Here is a 14,451-nt window from a genome sequence, read left to right as displayed (position 1 = left end):
GGACCCGTGCGTCAGGCCCCCGTCGTCTCCCTCGCGTACGGGGCCGGTGCGGCGGGCACGGGGGCGGGCTCCCCCTCGCTGAGGCCGATCCGGTCGTGCACCCTGCGCAGGAACCCCGGCGCGTACCAGGCCCAGCCGCCGAGCAGGCGCATCGCGGCGGGGACCAGGACGCCGCGGATGGCGACGGCGTCGACGAGGATGGCCAGCCCGCTGCCGAGGCCGAACATCTGCATGAAGCTGACCTTCGCCGTGCCGAACGCGAAGAAGCTCACCGCGAGCAGACAGGCCGCGGCGGTGACGATCCGCCCGGTGTGCCCCAGGCCGTCGGCCACGGCCGAAGCGGTGTCCGCGCCCTGGTCGTGGAGTTCCTTGATCCGGCTGGTGACGAACACCTCGTAGTCCATTGACAGGCCGAAGACGATGCAGAACATCAGCACCGTCATCGACACCTCCATCGGCTGCGCGGTGAAGCCGAACAGGGAGGACAGGTGTCCGTCCTGGAAGATCCACGTCATCGCGCCGAGGGTCGTCACCAGGGTGACCAGGTTGAGGACCAGGGCGCGCAGCGGCTGCACGACGCTGCCGGTGAACAGGAAGAGCAGCACGAAGGTGGTCAGGGCCACCAGGCCGATGGCCAGCGGCAGATGGCTGCTGATGGCGTGCTTGGCGTCGACCAGTTCGGCGTCCTGCCCGCCGACCAGCGGATGCGTCCCCTCGGGCGGGGTCAGTGCCCGCACCGCGCGGACCAGGCGCTGCGCGTCGTCCGACCGCGGCGTCACGGAGGTGACCGCGGTGATCCGCTGCGCGTCGGCCCGGCCGAGGCCGGTGCTGTCGGGGACAGCCGCCGAGCGCCGCCCGCCGGAGTAGGTCGCCGCGGCCGTCTCGACCCGCGCCACCCCGTCGAGGCGGGACAGCCGCGCCGCATACGCCGCCAGGGGCGCCTGCGCCACCTGCCGGTCGATGACGATCTGCAGGGCGGTGTCGTCGTTGCCGTCGAAGTCCCGCTGCAGCGCCGTGGAGACCTGGCGGCTCTCGGCCCCGGTGGGCAACACCCGTTCGTCGGGTGTGCCGAAGGAGATGCCCAGCAGCGGGCTCGCCGCGACCAGCAGGACCGCGAGCACGGGCAGCGCGGTGAGCGCAGGCCGCCGCATGACCGCGCGCGCCAGCCGCGCCCACATCGAGGTGCGGGTGACGGCCGGCGCGATCCGCGCCCACGGCAGCCGCCCGCTGTTGACCCGGTGGCCGAGAACGGCGAGCAGCGGCGGCATCACGAACAGCGCGCTGAGGGCCGCGATGGCGACGACCCCGACTCCGGCGTACCCGAACGAGCGCAGGAAGTACTGCGGGAACACCAGGAGCGCCGCGAGCGCGGCGGCCACCGTCGCGGCGGAGAACGCGACGGTGCGGCCGGCGGTGTGCACCGTGCGCCGGACCGCGTCCGGCACGCTCGCCCCGGTGGCGAGTTGCTCCCTGAAGCGGCTGACCATCAGCAGGGAGTAGTCGATACCCAGGCCCAGGCCGAGGGCCGTGGTGAGGTTGGTCGCGGTATCGGCGACGCTGGTGACGCTGCCGAGGAGGAAGAGCAGGGCGAACGAGCCCAGCACGGCGACGAGGGCGATGGCCAGCGGCAGCAGGGCCGCGACCACACTGCCGAAGACGAGCAGGAGCAGCACGAGCGTCAGCGGGATGGCGATGCTCTCGGCGAGGAAGAGGTCGCTCTCCACCTGCTTCGACATGCCGGCGTTCACGGCCGCGGAGCCGCCGGCCCGGACGGTGAGCGTGTGCCCGAAGGTGCCGCTGTAGGTGTCGACGAGGTGCTCGGCGCTCTTCTTCTGCTGCGTCTCGTCGCCCTTGACGTGGGCGGCCAGCATCGCCTCGCGGCCGTCCCGCGAAAGCAGTTGGGGGCTGCGGCCGTCCCAGTACGAGACGACGCCGGCGAGCGTCTTCTCCTGCTTCAGGTCGGCCTCCAGTGCCCGGCCGCTGCTCTCCGCCGCGGGGGTGTCGATCCGCCCGCCGCCGGCGGCGGTGACCAGCAGGACGAGGTTGGTCTCACCGCCGAATCTCTGGTCGATCACCTCGCGTGCCCGGGTGGACTGGGAGGAGGGGTCGTCGAACCCGCCGCCCAGCAGCTTGGCGAATGCGCCGCTGCCCGCGGCACCCATGAGGGCCGTCACCACGACGGCGACGACGAGGACCAGCCGGGACCGGCGGACCGCCAGCTCGGCTATGCGTTCGAACACGCGAGATCTCCTTGTTCGGGTACGTGCGGTGAAAAGGCGCGGGAGCGGCCGGGCGCACGGAAGGATCGAGCGGCCGGGCCGGGCGCGGCGAGCGGCGCCGCCGGGCACGCGGGGCCGGCGCGGTGGCCGACGCTGGTCGGGACCCTGCCGCGGCCGTGTGCGGTGTCGACGCCGCACTTCTCCGTCGCCGCGACGACCGTAGAGGACCGGGCGGCGGCTTTGGCAGTGTGAGATTTCCTTGACAGTGTCAGATCGGCGCTCGGTCCGCGCGGGGTCCGGGCCTGGTCCGGCCCCGGTCGTCCCGGCGGATCGCCGGGCCGGCTGCGCGGTAGGGTCGCGCCATGCCCGTGGACGACTCATCCGCGCCGGCCCCGCGCTCGCTGCGCGAACGGCGGCGGACCACCGCGGTCCGGGAGATCCTGGCGGCCGCCGAGCAGCAGATCGACCAGCAGGGTCCCGCGGCACTGTCCCTGCGGGCGGTCGCGCGCGGCCTGGGCATGACCGTGCAGGCGCTTTACCACTACTTCCCGAACCGGGACGCCCTGGTCACGGCCCTCATCGTCAAGGAGTACGAGGACCTGGCCGACGCGGTGCAGGCCGCCCTCGACGGCGCGCCCGACCCTGCGGACCTGCCGCGGCTGGTGGTGGCGGCCGAGGGCTACCGCCGCTGGGCGGTGACGCACCCCGAGAGGTTCCAGCTCCTGTTCGGTACACCGCTACGGGGCTACGCGGCTCCCGCCGAAGGCGACACCACCCGGGCGGTGCGCCGGATGGCCACCCTCTTCCACCGCGAGTTGTTCCACGGTTTCAGCCGGGACCGGCTCGCCGCAGCCGACGCCTCGGCGCTGTCCGCGGGGCTGCTGGCGCACCTGGGCGACCTGCCGCCGGTGGGCCCGGGAGAGCTGCCGCCCGCCGCGATCGCCCTGTTCCTCGGCGCGTGGGGGCGCCTGCACGGCATGGTCGTCCTGGAGGTCTTCGGGCACACCTCCTTCGTCGGCGACCACCAGGCGGAGGTCTTCCGTGTGACGATGCGCGGCATGCTGGCGGACATCCACCGCCGCATCCCCGCGGACGGGGCCGCCGCGGACGCAGCCGGCCCCTGAACGACCCGCACCGGCGCGGCTCATGGCTGCGCGGAGGCGCGCAGCCGGGCCGCTGAGGCCACCGTCGCCGCCGCTTCGCGCTCGCCCAGGCCGGTGTGGACCGCGGCCGTCACCAGCGCCGGGGCCAGCGTGTCGCCGAGACCGGCGTCGTAGGCGCGGCAGGCCGCCCAGAAGAGGCGGCCGTTGCGCTCGCCCTCCTGGGAGTCCAGGACGAAGCGGATGAGGGCCGCGGCGCGCTTCTCGGCCGGGTGGCGCGGGCTGGGCGGCGGCGGGGCTGCCGGCTGGGGTTCGGGGGACGGGGGCGGGTCGGCGAGCAGCAGCAGCGCGGCGGGCGCCGCCGCCAGCGGGTGCTGGGCGGTGCCGGGCTCCAGCAGGTAGTGGCCGGCGACGGTGCGCGAACCGGGCCCGACGACGTAGCCGCCGGCGCCGCGGATGTCGATGCCCGGGGCGAGCCGGCCGGCGGAGTTGGGCACCGGGCCGGGCGCGGTCAGCCACAGGTGGCGGCCGCCGCTCGGGGTGAGCACGGTGACGGTCCGCGGGATCGCGAAGGCGTGCCGCGCGGCGAGGGCGCGCAGGGCGGCCGGGCCGTCCGCGCCGTGCTTGACGTCGAGGTCGAGGCCGATGAGGTGGTGGGGGGCGCGGCCGCACGCGATGCCGTAGCCCGTCGCCCAGGGTGCGAGGGCGAACAGGGCGCGGATGCGGTCGGGGTCGGTGGTGGCGTCGTACACGCCGTGGCCGGGGCGGCCGCACGCGCCGCGGCAGTCGGCGGCGCGGGGCTCGTCGCGGTGCGGGGAGCGGACGGCGGGGAGTTTGGTGCGCGACAGCGGGAAGACCGGCAGCCCGCGCAGGGCGGTCAGCAGCGCCGTGTGCAGGGCGCGGATGTGGTCGGGGCGTGGCATGACCTGCTCCCTGATGCTCGAACGCGTGTTCGTATCCACTCCTCAGTGATACCGCGCCCGGCCCTCGGCGTCCACCTCATACCGGCAGGTGCCGGCGGGTCGTACACCTGTGAGGTCACCGCTGTGGCGCTTACGGCCACCCCGGTGCGGGGGCGGAGCGGGCGGGTATTACGGTCTGCACCGGCGGCATCGTGGGCGCGCACGGGTCACGGGACCGCCGGGGACACCGCACGGGCGGCGCCAGGGGGGCGCGGCCGAGGGTGCGGCCCGGCGGAGTTCCGGCGGCGTACGGTGCGGGGCCCGCGCGGGGAGCGAGGGGTGGGGGCGGATGGACGAGCAGCACACGCAGGGCGCGGACCCGTACCAGGACGGCGGCGAGGAACGGCTCGCGGCCGAGGGCGAGGTGGCGCTGGCCCGGCTGGTCATGGACGGCGGCGGGCTGGCGCACGCCGCGGACCACCTGGGCAACGCGTTCGCCGCGGACCCGCGGCTGCCCGAGGCGCACGAGGCGCTCACCGAGCTGGCCCGGCACGCGGGCGGACCGGCCGCGGCGCTGGAACTCTTCCCGGCGGACCGGCCGTTCGTCGGCGCGGCGGTCTGCCGGGCGCACCTGCTGGCCGCCTGCGGGGAGTGGGGCGAGGCGCTGCTGCTGATCGCGAAGGCGATCCGGGCCCGCCACGACCGGCCCTGGTCGCACGTCGCCTGGCTCACCCAGGACGCGCTGCCGGGGCGGCTGTCGCCGGATCAGGTGACGCAGGCGCTCGCGCACATGGTGACGGCGCTGCCCGACCCGCTGGACGCGGCCGGCCGGGAGGCGGTGCGGCCCTTCCACGAACTGGTCGCGGCCGTGGTCGCGCGCCACCCGGGCGACGCGCGGCTGGCCGCGATCGGCTCGGCGCTGGCCCGCCGGGTCGGGGACACCGGCCAGGCGGTGCGCTGGGCCGCCCAGGCGCACCGGCTCCAGCCGGACCACATCCCGAGCATCATGCTCGGCTACGCGCTGCGGGCGGCGGGGCGGCCCGACGACGCGCTGCGGGTGTGGTGCGCGGAGATCGCCCGGGACGCCTCCGACGTGTCCTTGATGGTCGACATCGCCGAGCTGTACGCGTCCACCGGGCGCGCCGCGCAGGGCCTGCCCTGGGCCGAACGGGCGGCCGCCGCGGGCCCGGACGACCCGCAGACCGCCCCGGCGCTGCTGGGGGTGCGGTACGCCGCCGACCGCGACCCCGCCCACCTGCTGGCCCTCGCCGACCTCCTGCGCACGCGGCCCGAGCACTCCTACGCGGCGACCGTGCTGGCCCGGCACAGCGAGGGGCAGCCGTGGCTCGGCGCGGTCGCGGACGCCACCGAGGCGACCGTCGACGTGCTGCACCAACTGCTGCGCAGCTCCGACGCGGAGGGGGCCAGGACCCGCCAGGTGCGGCTGGCCTCCTCGGCGGTCGAGCCGCCGAGCGCGGTGCTGGCCTTCCTGATGTCCTTCCCCTACGGCGAGGTGGTGCAGCGCGCGGCGGGCGAGCCGGACCCGCGCGAACCTGTCGGCGCGGTCGGCCGCACCCTGTGGGCGTACGACGGGCTGGTGGCCCGCCCGGCGGTGCCCGCGCCGTCGGCGGAGGCCGCCCGGCTGGTGCGGGACACCGCGGTGGTGTCCTGGCCGCACATCCCGGCCGCCTACGACCACGGGGTGCGGCTGTCCGGGCTGCCGCTCGCGGACCTGCTGGGCGTGATGGTCCACCCGCCCGAGCCGCGCGAGGACGCGCAGGGCCGCCGGCTGCGCGCGTACCGGCCCGAGCTGTGGGTGCGCGCGGTGCAGACGTCCGCGTGCCTGGGGCTCGCCCACCACCGGGCCGACGAGCCGTGGCCGGGCTCGGAGCGCCGCTCGGTGCTGCTGGACCTGCTCGGCGGCCCGGAGGACTGGCTCGCCGAGGCGGCGGCGTTCGCGATGGTGGCGACCGCCTGGGTCGACCCGGCGGTGCGCGAGGACGTCGGGCTGCGGGTCACCGAGCGGATGCTCGCGGCGGCCAAGGCGCACCGCACCCGCGAGGTGACGGTGCTGGGCTCGCTCTGCCGACTGGTGCTGCTGTGCCCGTGGCTGGACCCGACGTACACCGACCTGGCGCGCGACCTGCTCACCGCGATCGGGCAGGACGGCGACGCCGACGGTGGCGCCGTCGTCGGCCGTGCGGGCGGCCCGCCGAACGGCGCTGCTTCGGCGGCGGGTCCCGAGGAGGCGGCCCCGCGGCCGCGGCCCCGCGCCCGCCGGCGCTTGCCCTGGCGGTGGCGCCGCCGCTGAGCACCACCGCTGAGCAGCACCGCCGTGCGGCCCCCATGGCGTCCGCTTAGCCTGGGGGCAGCCGCACCGCGCGGCAGCGGAGGACCGTGATGAAGAGCAGCAACCCCGTGCTGACCGGCCGCGGCTTCACCGAGGGCGGCGGCGCGGCCGCGCAGCCGCGGGACCTGACGGCGGACCAGCTGGAGGCGGCCTACGCCCGCCCGGCCGCCGGGCCCGCGCGCACCGGCCGGATGACGACGGGCGACGTCGTCTCCCGTACCTCCGTGACGCTCGGCGCCGTCGTGGCCGGTGTGCTGGCCGGCTGGTTCGCGCTGCCCGAGCGGTACGGCCTGGCGGTCGGCGCCGCGCTCATCGCGTTCGTCCTCGCCATGGTGCAGAGCTTCAAACGGTCCCCGTCGCCCGTCCTCATCGTCGGCTACGCCCTCTTCGAAGGCGTCTTCCTCGGCGTGCTCAGCCGCACCTACAACGAGCAGTGGCAGGGCGCGCCGGTGCAGGCGGTGCTCGGCACCGCGGCGGTCTTCTGCGGGATGCTGGTGGCGTACCGGACCCGGCTGGTCCGGGTGACCGCCCGCTACCGCAGGATCGGCATGGCCGTCGCCGTCGCCTTCCTGATCGCGATCGTGGTGAACCTGCTCTTCTCCGCCTTCGGCGGCGGCGACACGCTGGGCATCCGCACCGGGGGGCTCGGCATCGCCTTCTGCGTGCTGGGCATCCTGCTGGGCGCCTTCTTCCTGTCACTGGACTTCCAGCAGGTCGAGGAGGGCGTCCGCCGCGGGGTGCCCCGGCAGCACGCCTGGCTGGCCGCGTTCGGGCTGACCTTGTCCCTGGTGTGGATCTACCTCGAACTCCTGCGCCTGGTCTCCTTGCTGCGCGACTGACGCCGCAGCGACCGGGCGCCCGGGCCGGTCCGCTTCGGGGCCGGTCCGCTCCCGGGCCGGGCTCCTAGGGCCTGTCGTTTGGATCTCCGCGGCGTCGCGGGGTCCGGCACGCACATCTGCTGCGTTCTCGTCGGTCACCGACGCTCCGCGTCGACTCCCTCCTCCGCCTTGCAGTTGCACGCACCGGACCCCGCTCCTTCTCCCACGGAGATCCAAACGACAGGCCCTAGCCGAGGTTGCGGCGGGCGCGGCGCAGGTCGAACTCGTGGACCAGGGCCTTGGCGTGGCCGTAGGACAGGGCGTGCTCGCCGCGCAGCCAGCTCACCCGTTCGTCGAAGCGCAGCAGGGAGGGGCCGTCGGAGAGGGTGCGCAGCCAGTCGCCGACCTCGCGGCCGGTGCACTGCGGGATGTGGTCGAGCAGGTTCCGGTGGGTTTCCTCGGAGAAGTGCGTCAGGTACATAGCGCCTCCGGTCGGGGTTCCGGTCACCCCACCGTGCCGCAGCGCAGGGGCGTTGACAACCGTCCGGGACGAGCGGATGCGGCGGGTAAGGTCGCGGGCATGTCCGATCGCACCGCGCTGTCCGCCGCCGTCGACCGCCTCGCCGGGCGGCTGCGGTCGCTGCCGCAACGCAAGCTCCAGGGCGGAGCCGCCGCGCAGGGGCTGGAGTTGGCCCGCTGGCTGGCCGCGCAGGCCGAGGCGCTGGAGTTCCCCGACCGGGAGCCGCACCTCATGCCGAACGACGGGATGTTCGTGGTGGGCGACCAACTCGCGGTGGCCGGCCATGAGTTGGCGGCGGCGCTGGACGCGGTCGGGCCCGAGCGGGCGGCGGCGGTCACCGCGGAGGCGCGGGAGAAGGTGGCGGCGGCCGCGCACCGGATCGGCTGAGCCCCGCACCCGGCGGCCCTACCCGGTCCGGCCGGCGGGCGTCAGAGCGAGGCGACGACGCGGTCGGCCAGGACGTACACGGCCTCGTCGTCGCCGTAGGCGAAGGTGAGGGCGTAGGCGCCGGCTATCGCGGAGCCGCCGCGCAGCACCGGGGTGTCGCCGCGGTCGAGGGCCTCGGAGAGCTTCAGGGCGGTCTCGCGGTGGCCGGGGGTCATGCACAGCGTGGTGCCGTCGGCGAAGACGTAGACGTCGAGGGTGCCGAGCGGGCCGGGGCGGACGTCGGACAGCGGGATACGGCCGTCGGCGAGGTCGGAGAGGCGGTCCGCGGTCTGGTCCGGCGAGGCGACCACCGGGGAGGGCGCGAAGTCCGGGCCGGAGGGGTGCGGGATGGCGCCGGGCGCCGGGCGCACGGCCTCGGGGGCGTCCGCGGCCTCGGCGTCGGCGGCCGCGTCGGCCACCGCGTCGAGGGCCGCCTCGTAGGCCACCGGGTCCGGGCCGCCGGGCTCGATCCCGGCGAAGTCGGACTGGCGCGGCAGGTAGGGCAGCACCGGCGGGACCTCGTAGTCGCGCGGTGCGGCCGGGTCGCCGGACGCGCCGTAGGGGCCGCGCGGCAGGACGCTGTCGCCGGCGCTGTCCCGGGCCTCCTGCTCGGCCCAGAAGGCGCGCGCCTCGGCGAGTTCGCGCTCCCGCTCGTCGGCGAGCGCCTCGGCGACGGCGGTGCGGATGTCCCGCGTGCTGTCGCGGGGGGCCGGGACGCTCAGCCCGGCCAGCTCGCGCCGCAGGGCGGACAGCTCCCGGCGCGTACCGCGGGCGGTGAGCAGGGCTGCGGCACCCGCGGCCGCGGCGAGCCCCGCGGCGACCAGCAGGACGGTGAAGTTCACATTCACTGAGCTACTCCCGACTGATGCGACCCGAGCAATGCCCACCGGGGAGGCGGGCGAAACTTCCCTCTCCCTCACTCTGCCGGTAAACCCCTGGCCTTTGCAGTGCGGAACGTCATGGATTGACCGGTTCTGCCCGCCCGCCCGTTCCCGACACACCATCGGTGACCAGGTGAAATGCCAACGCCCCCGGGAAAATCACGTCCCGGGGGCAATTTGGTTGCGACTTATATCACACTGCGTACCCAAGGAAGCCGTCTCGTCGCGCACGGTCACAACGCGCAGCTCGGCGGCCGCCGCTCACCTCAGCTGAGCCGCTCGATCACCATCGCCATGCCCTGGCCGCCGCCGACGCACATCGTCTCCAGGCCGAACTGCTTGTCGTGGAACTGGAGGCTGTTGAGCAGCGTGCCGGTGATCCGGGCGCCGGTCATGCCGAAGGGGTGGCCGACCGCGATCGCGCCGCCGTTGACGTTCAGCCGGTCCAGGTCGATGCCCAGGTCGCGGTAGGAGGGGATGACCTGGGCGGCGAACGCCTCGTTGATCTCCACCAGGTCGATGTCGCCGATGGACATGCCCGCCCGCCTCAGCGCCTGCTTGGACGCCTCCACCGGGCCGTACCCCATGATCTCCGGGGAGAGCCCGGAGACGCCGGTGGAGACCACCCGGGCCAGCGGGGTGATGCCGAGCTCGCGCGCCTTGGTGTCGGACATGACCACCAGGGCGGCGGCGCCGTCGTTGAGCGGGCAGCAGTTCCCGGCGGTGACGGTGCCGTCGGGGCGGAAGACCGGCTTCAGGCCCGCCACGCCCTCCATGGTGACCCCCGCGCGCGGTCCGTCGTCCTTGGCGACCACGGTGCCGTCCGGGAGCGTCACAGGGGTGATCTCGCGCTCCCAGAAGCCGTTCGCGAGCGCCTGCTCGGCGAGGTTCTGCGAGCGCACGCCGAACTCGTCCTGCTCCTGGCGGCTGACGCCCTTGAGCGCCGCGAGGTTCTCCGCGGTCTGGCCCATCGCGATGTACGCGTCCGGGACCGCGCCGTCCTCCCGCGGGTCGTGCCAGTGGCCGCCGCCCTCCTCGGCCCGCTTGTCCGTACGCGCCCGCGCCTCGTCGAAGAGCGGGTTCATCGTGTCCGGCAGGGTGTCGGAGTTGCCCTTGGTGAACCGCGAGACCATCTCCACGCCCGCCGAGACGAAGACGTCGCCCTCGCCCGCCTTGATGGCGTGCAGCGCCATCCGCGTGGTCTGGAGCGAGGAGGAGCAGTAGCGGGTGACCGTACAGCCCGGCAGGTGGTCCATGCCCAGCCGCACCGCCACGATCCGGGCCATGTTGAAGCCCTGTTCGCCGCCGGGCAGGCCGCAGCCGAGCATCAGGTCCTCGATGTCCCGCGGGTCGAGCTGGGGCACCTTCTCCAGCGCGGTCCTGATGATCGTGGCGGCCAGGTCGTCCGGGCGCAGCTCCTTGAGCGAGCCCTTGAAGGCGCGCCCGATGGGCGAGCGGGCGGCTGAGACGATGACGGCTTCGGGCATCGCGACACTCCTCTTCGAGGCGGCGGGACTGCTGAAGTTACCCGTACGTAGCGCAGCCAGTCACCAGCCGCCCGCTGTGATGCGGAATACTTTCCGAGCGCTTGCTTACCCCGCTGCGGCGAAACCGATCCCGTCGAGGATGTCGTGTTCGCTCACCACGACCTCCTTCGCGCCCGTGCGCTCCATGATGCGCAGCAGGATCAGCGCGCCCGAGGCGATCACGTCGACCCGGCCCTCGTGCAGCGAGGGGATCGCGGCGCGCTCGGCGTGGGTGGCGGCCAGCAGGCGGGCGGTGATCTCGCGGACCTGCTCGATCCCGACCCGGGAGTGGTGGATCGCGGCCGGGTCGTAGCCGGGCAGGTCCTGGGCGATCGCGGAGATCGAGGTGACCGAGCCGGCCAGGCCCACCAGGGTGCGGGCGCGGTCCAGGGGCACCGCGGCGGCCGCCTGGTCGAGCGCCGCGTCGATGTCGGCAGTGACCTCGGCGATCTGCTGCGGGGTCGGCGGGTCCGCGACCACGCCGCCGGACACCAGGTGCCGCTCGGTCAGCCGTACGCAGCCGATGTCCACCGAGCGGGCGGCGGTCACCTCGCGCTCGCCGAGCACGAACTCGGTGGAGCCGCCGCCGATGTCCACCACCAGGTACGGCGGCTGTGGGCCGCCGGAGCCGGTCAGCTCCCGGGTGGCGCCGGTGAAGGAGTACTCCGCCTCCTGGGCGCCGGAGATCACCTGGGGGCGCACCCCGAGGATCGAGAGCACCCCGGCGGTGAACTCGTCGCGGTTCTCCGCGTCGCGCGACGCGGAGGTCGCCACGAAGCGGACCCGCTCCGGCGGCACCCCGTGCCCGGCGATCACCTCGGCGTACTCCCGGCAGGCGGCGAAGGTCCGCTCCAGCGCCTCCGGCGCGAGCCGGCCGGTGCGGTCCACGCCCTGGCCGAGCCGGACGATCCGCATCCGCCGGTCCAGGTCGGTCAAAGCGCCGGTGGCCGGGTCGATGTCGGCGACCAGCAGCCTGATCGAGTTCGTGCCGCAGTCCACGGCGGCCACCCGTACGGTCACTGCGCGGCCCCTTCCCCGGCGGCGGGCGCGGCGGCCGTGCCCGCGGTGCACGAGCCCCTGGCCCACCACTCCGGCAGCATCGCCAGCGTCTCGTCGCCGAGCGGATTGACGCCCGGGCCCGCGGCCAGCGAGTGGGCGGCGAGCACGTGCAGGCACTTGACGCGGTCGGGCATGCCGCCCGCGCTGGGGAAGCCCGGCAGCACCTCGATGGCGTCGCGGCGGGCGAGGTAGTCCTCGTGGGCGGCGCGGTAGCCCGCGGCCAGCTCCTCGTCCTCGGCCAGCCGGGCGGTCATCCGCTTCATGACGCCGTCCGCCTCCAGGGTGCCGATCGCGGAGGCCGCGCGCGGGCAGGTGAGGTAGTACGTCGTCGGGAAGGGGCTGCCGTCCGGAAGCCGGGGCGCCGTCTCCACGACGTCCGGGTTGCCGCAGGGGCATCGGTGCGCGACGGCGCGCAGCCCGCGCGGCTCGCGGCCGAGCTGCGCGCGGACGGCCTCGACGTCGGCCTCGGTGGGCGGGGTGTGTTCCGGGGTGGTGTCCATGAACCGTTCTGCTCTACGGGGTGCGGAGGTACGGAGTGCGGAGTACGTACGGGCGTACGGGGTGCGGAAGTGCCGGACTGCGGCGTACGGGCCGGGCGCGGTCAGTGCCGGGGGGCGGCGGCCGCGTCGGCCTGGTCGACGCCGTCCCACATGTTGTCGTACCACGGGCGGTGCGCGGCCGCCTCGTCGGTGGCCCGGCGCTCGGCGGCGGGGTCGGAGTCGACTGCGGCGCCGCCCGCCACCGAGTAGCCGGTCTCGCCGGGCAGCACGAAGTGCAGGTGGGCGCGGGCCTGGGTGCGGACGTAGTCCGGGTCCTGCCAGCGCGCCTTCTCCTCGCGCAGCTCCTCGACCTTCTGCTTCGCCTGCCGCGCCGCCCGCCGCTGGTCGGCGATGTCGGCGCGCTGGGCGATGTACTGCCGGGTCGGGTAGGCCAGGGCGACCACCAGCGCGCACAGCACCAGCGCCAGCAGCGCCGCGCGCCCGGTGAGTTTGTTGCGCCGCACCGGGCGGCGGGCCGCGGCACGGTAGACGCGCGCCTGCGCCTCCTGGCCGATGGCCTTGAGCCGGGCCGCGGTGGTGAAGCGGTCAGAGAAGCGGTCCGACCCCACGCCGTGACTCCCCTCGCCGTCCTGCTGACGGTCAGATGCGTACGTCCCCGCCCCACGGTACGGGACCGGGTGCGGGGACGTCCGCAGGCTGACGGATCGTCAGCCCCACGGCGGCCGGCCCGCGGCCGGCCGCCGGCTCAGCCCTTGAAGCGCGGGAAGGCGCTGCGGCCGGCGTAGACCGCGGCGTCGTCGAGGATCTCCTCGATGCGCAGCAGCTGGTTGTACTTCGCGACGCGCTCGGAGCGGGCCGGGGCACCGGTCTTGATCTGGCCGCAGTTGGTGGCGACGGCCAGGTCGGCGATGGTGACGTCCTCGGTCTCGCCGGAGCGGTGCGACATCATGCACTTGTAGCCGTTGCGCTGCGCCAACTCGACGGCGTCCAGCGTCTCGGTCAGCGAGCCGATCTGGTTCACCTTCACCAGCAGCGCGTTGGCCGTGTCGTTGTCGATGCCCTTCTGGAGGCGCTCGGGGTTGGTGACGAACAGGTCGTCGCCGACGATCTGCACCTTGGTGCCCAGGCGGTCGGTGAGCACCTTCCAGCCGTCCCAGTCGTCCTCGAACAGCGGGTCCTCGATGGAGACCAGCGGGTAGGAGGCGACCAGCTCCTCGTAGTACTCGGTCATCTCGGCGGCCGACTTCTCGCCGCCCTCGAACTGGTACTTGCCGTCCTTGTAGAACTCGGAGGCGGCCACGTCGAGCGCGAGCGCGACGTCCTGGCCGGGCACGTAGCCGGCCTGCTTGACGGCCTCGACGATGAGGTCGAGCGCCTCGCGGTTGGAACCGAGGTTCGGCGCGAAGCCGCCCTCGTCGCCCAGGCCCGTGGACAGGCCGCGGGACTTCAGCACGCCCTTGAGGGTGTGGTAGACCTCGGCACCCCAGCGGACGGCCTCCGAGAAGGACTCGGCGCCGATCGGGGCGATCATGAACTCCTGGATGTCGACGTTGGAGTCCGCGTGCGAGCCGCCGTTGAGGATGTTCATCATCGGGACCGGCAGCACGTGCGCGTTCGGGCCGCCGAGGTAGCGGAAGAGCGGCAGGTCCGACGCCTCGGAGGCGGCGTGGGCGACGGCCAGCGAGACGCCCAGGATGGCGTTGGCGCCCAGCGAGGACTTGTCCGGGGTGGCGTCCAGGTCGAGCATGGCCTGGTCGATGAGGCGCTGCTCGGTGGCGTCGTACCCGACCAGCTCGGGGCCGATCTGGTCGCTGACCGACAGGACCGCCTTGCGCACGCCCTTGCCCTGGTAGCGGTCGCTGTCGCCGTCCCGCAGTTCGAGGGCCTCGAAGGCACCGGTGGAGGCGCCGGACGGGACCGCGGCGCGGCCGGTGCTGCCGTCGTCGAGGCCGACCTCGACCTCGACGGTGGGGTTGCCTCGCGAGTCGAGGATTTCCCGGGCTACGACGACGTCGATGGACGGCACGTTGTCTCCTTCTGAGATGTCTTCTCGTCTTTATCAGGACGAGCCTAACCGGCTCCGGGGCCCGCATCGGCGCTGGGCCCGGCACCTGAGACGGCCCGGCGCGGCGGTGTCACCGGAACGGCAC

The 14,451-nt window shown here is 74.5% G+C and carries 13 protein-coding genes; 4 read left to right on the top strand and 9 right to left on the bottom strand.

Features of this window, described 5'->3' with window-relative positions; translation table 11 throughout:
- Nucleotides 1-11: 11 nt before the first annotated feature.
- Nucleotides 12-2,240 carry an MMPL family transporter gene (locus AC3EVP_RS30215; RefSeq protein ID WP_435135406.1) on the bottom strand — a complete coding sequence of 743 codons (2,229 nt, stop codon included), beginning with the start codon at nt 2,238-2,240 and terminating at the stop codon, nt 12-14.
- 341 nt (nt 2,241-2,581) lie between these two features.
- Between AC3EVP_RS30215 and AC3EVP_RS30210 the strand changes: the two genes are divergently transcribed.
- Complete coding sequence (locus AC3EVP_RS30210; RefSeq protein ID WP_435135403.1) at nt 2,582-3,343, top strand: TetR/AcrR family transcriptional regulator; 762 nt, start codon at nt 2,582-2,584, stop codon at nt 3,341-3,343.
- 20 nt (nt 3,344-3,363) lie between these two features.
- Here the strand turns inward: AC3EVP_RS30210 and AC3EVP_RS30205 are convergent, their stop codons facing one another.
- The gene (locus AC3EVP_RS30205; RefSeq protein ID WP_435135400.1) at nt 3,364-4,242 is read right to left on the bottom strand and encodes a bifunctional DNA primase/polymerase; all 879 of its coding nucleotides are present in this window, start codon (nt 4,240-4,242) and stop codon (nt 3,364-3,366) included.
- Between the two features lie 328 nt (nt 4,243-4,570).
- Between AC3EVP_RS30205 and AC3EVP_RS30200 the strand changes: the two genes are divergently transcribed.
- Entirely contained in the window at nt 4,571-6,532 is a 1,962-nt protein-coding gene (locus AC3EVP_RS30200; RefSeq protein ID WP_435135397.1) for a tetratricopeptide repeat protein, read from the top strand.
- Nucleotides 6,533-6,621: 89 nt separating this feature from the next.
- On the top strand, nt 6,622-7,410 hold the full coding sequence (locus AC3EVP_RS30195; protein ID WP_435135394.1) for a Bax inhibitor-1/YccA family protein: 789 nt from the start codon (nt 6,622-6,624) through the stop codon (nt 7,408-7,410).
- A gap of 226 nt (nt 7,411-7,636) precedes the next feature.
- Here AC3EVP_RS30195 and AC3EVP_RS30190 read toward each other — a convergent pair whose 3' ends face one another.
- Nucleotides 7,637-7,870 carry a DUF4287 domain-containing protein gene (locus AC3EVP_RS30190; protein WP_435135391.1) on the bottom strand — a complete coding sequence of 78 codons (234 nt, stop codon included), beginning with the start codon at nt 7,868-7,870 and terminating at the stop codon, nt 7,637-7,639.
- A gap of 99 nt (nt 7,871-7,969) precedes the next feature.
- On the opposite strand from AC3EVP_RS30190, the gene AC3EVP_RS30185 reads away from it, so the two are divergent.
- The gene (locus tag AC3EVP_RS30185) at nt 7,970-8,296 is read left to right on the top strand and encodes a hypothetical protein (protein ID WP_435135388.1); all 327 of its coding nucleotides are present in this window, start codon (nt 7,970-7,972) and stop codon (nt 8,294-8,296) included.
- Between the two features lie 41 nt (nt 8,297-8,337).
- Here the strand turns inward: AC3EVP_RS30185 and AC3EVP_RS30180 are convergent, their stop codons facing one another.
- The 6 genes from AC3EVP_RS30180 to eno all read right to left on the bottom strand — a co-directional run bounded on the left by AC3EVP_RS30180 (nt 8,338) and on the right by eno (nt 14,327).
- Entirely contained in the window at nt 8,338-9,183 is an 846-nt protein-coding gene (locus AC3EVP_RS30180; RefSeq protein ID WP_435135385.1) for a hypothetical protein, read from the bottom strand.
- Nucleotides 9,184-9,482: 299 nt separating this feature from the next.
- The gene (locus AC3EVP_RS30175) at nt 9,483-10,703 is read right to left on the bottom strand and encodes an acetyl-CoA C-acetyltransferase (RefSeq protein ID WP_335971084.1); all 1,221 of its coding nucleotides are present in this window, start codon (nt 10,701-10,703) and stop codon (nt 9,483-9,485) included.
- A gap of 105 nt (nt 10,704-10,808) precedes the next feature.
- Nucleotides 10,809-11,762 (bottom strand): Ppx/GppA phosphatase family protein, encoded by a 954-nt coding sequence (locus AC3EVP_RS30170; RefSeq protein WP_435135381.1) that lies wholly within the window; start codon nt 11,760-11,762, stop codon nt 10,809-10,811.
- Nucleotides 11,759-12,301 (bottom strand): DUF501 domain-containing protein, encoded by a 543-nt coding sequence (locus AC3EVP_RS30165; RefSeq protein WP_335971080.1) that lies wholly within the window; start codon nt 12,299-12,301, stop codon nt 11,759-11,761. The genes AC3EVP_RS30170 and AC3EVP_RS30165 overlap by 4 nt, the downstream gene beginning before the upstream one ends.
- 101 nt (nt 12,302-12,402) lie before the next feature.
- Nucleotides 12,403-12,909 carry an FtsB family cell division protein gene (locus AC3EVP_RS30160; protein ID WP_435135377.1) on the bottom strand — a complete coding sequence of 169 codons (507 nt, stop codon included), beginning with the start codon at nt 12,907-12,909 and terminating at the stop codon, nt 12,403-12,405.
- Between the two features lie 137 nt (nt 12,910-13,046).
- The gene (gene eno, locus AC3EVP_RS30155; protein ID WP_335971076.1) at nt 13,047-14,327 is read right to left on the bottom strand and encodes a phosphopyruvate hydratase; all 1,281 of its coding nucleotides are present in this window, start codon (nt 14,325-14,327) and stop codon (nt 13,047-13,049) included.
- Nucleotides 14,328-14,451 lie beyond the last annotated feature (124 nt).

Source organism: Actinacidiphila sp. bgisy144, assembly GCF_057708105.1.
Note: the sequence above shows the minus strand (reverse complement) of the source record. Positions and strands in the feature narration are given on the sequence as shown.

Bases quoted from the DNA above. Each gene is read 5' to 3' on its own strand.
- AC3EVP_RS30210 (WP_435135403.1), top strand. From the start codon at position 2,582: ATGCCCGTGGACGACTCATCCGCGCCGGCCCCGCGCTCGCTGCGCGAA.
- AC3EVP_RS30205 (WP_435135400.1), bottom strand. From the start codon at position 4,242: ATGCCACGCCCCGACCACATCCGCGCCCTGCACACGGCGCTGCTGACC.
- AC3EVP_RS30200 (WP_435135397.1), top strand. From the start codon at position 4,571: ATGGACGAGCAGCACACGCAGGGCGCGGACCCGTACCAGGACGGCGGC.
- AC3EVP_RS30195 (WP_435135394.1), top strand. From the start codon at position 6,622: ATGAAGAGCAGCAACCCCGTGCTGACCGGCCGCGGCTTCACCGAGGGC.
- AC3EVP_RS30190 (WP_435135391.1), bottom strand. From the start codon at position 7,870: ATGTACCTGACGCACTTCTCCGAGGAAACCCACCGGAACCTGCTCGAC.
- AC3EVP_RS30185 (WP_435135388.1), top strand. From the start codon at position 7,970: ATGTCCGATCGCACCGCGCTGTCCGCCGCCGTCGACCGCCTCGCCGGG.
- AC3EVP_RS30175 (WP_335971084.1), bottom strand. From the start codon at position 10,703: ATGCCCGAAGCCGTCATCGTCTCAGCCGCCCGCTCGCCCATCGGGCGC.
- AC3EVP_RS30165 (WP_335971080.1), bottom strand. From the start codon at position 12,301: ATGGACACCACCCCGGAACACACCCCGCCCACCGAGGCCGACGTCGAG.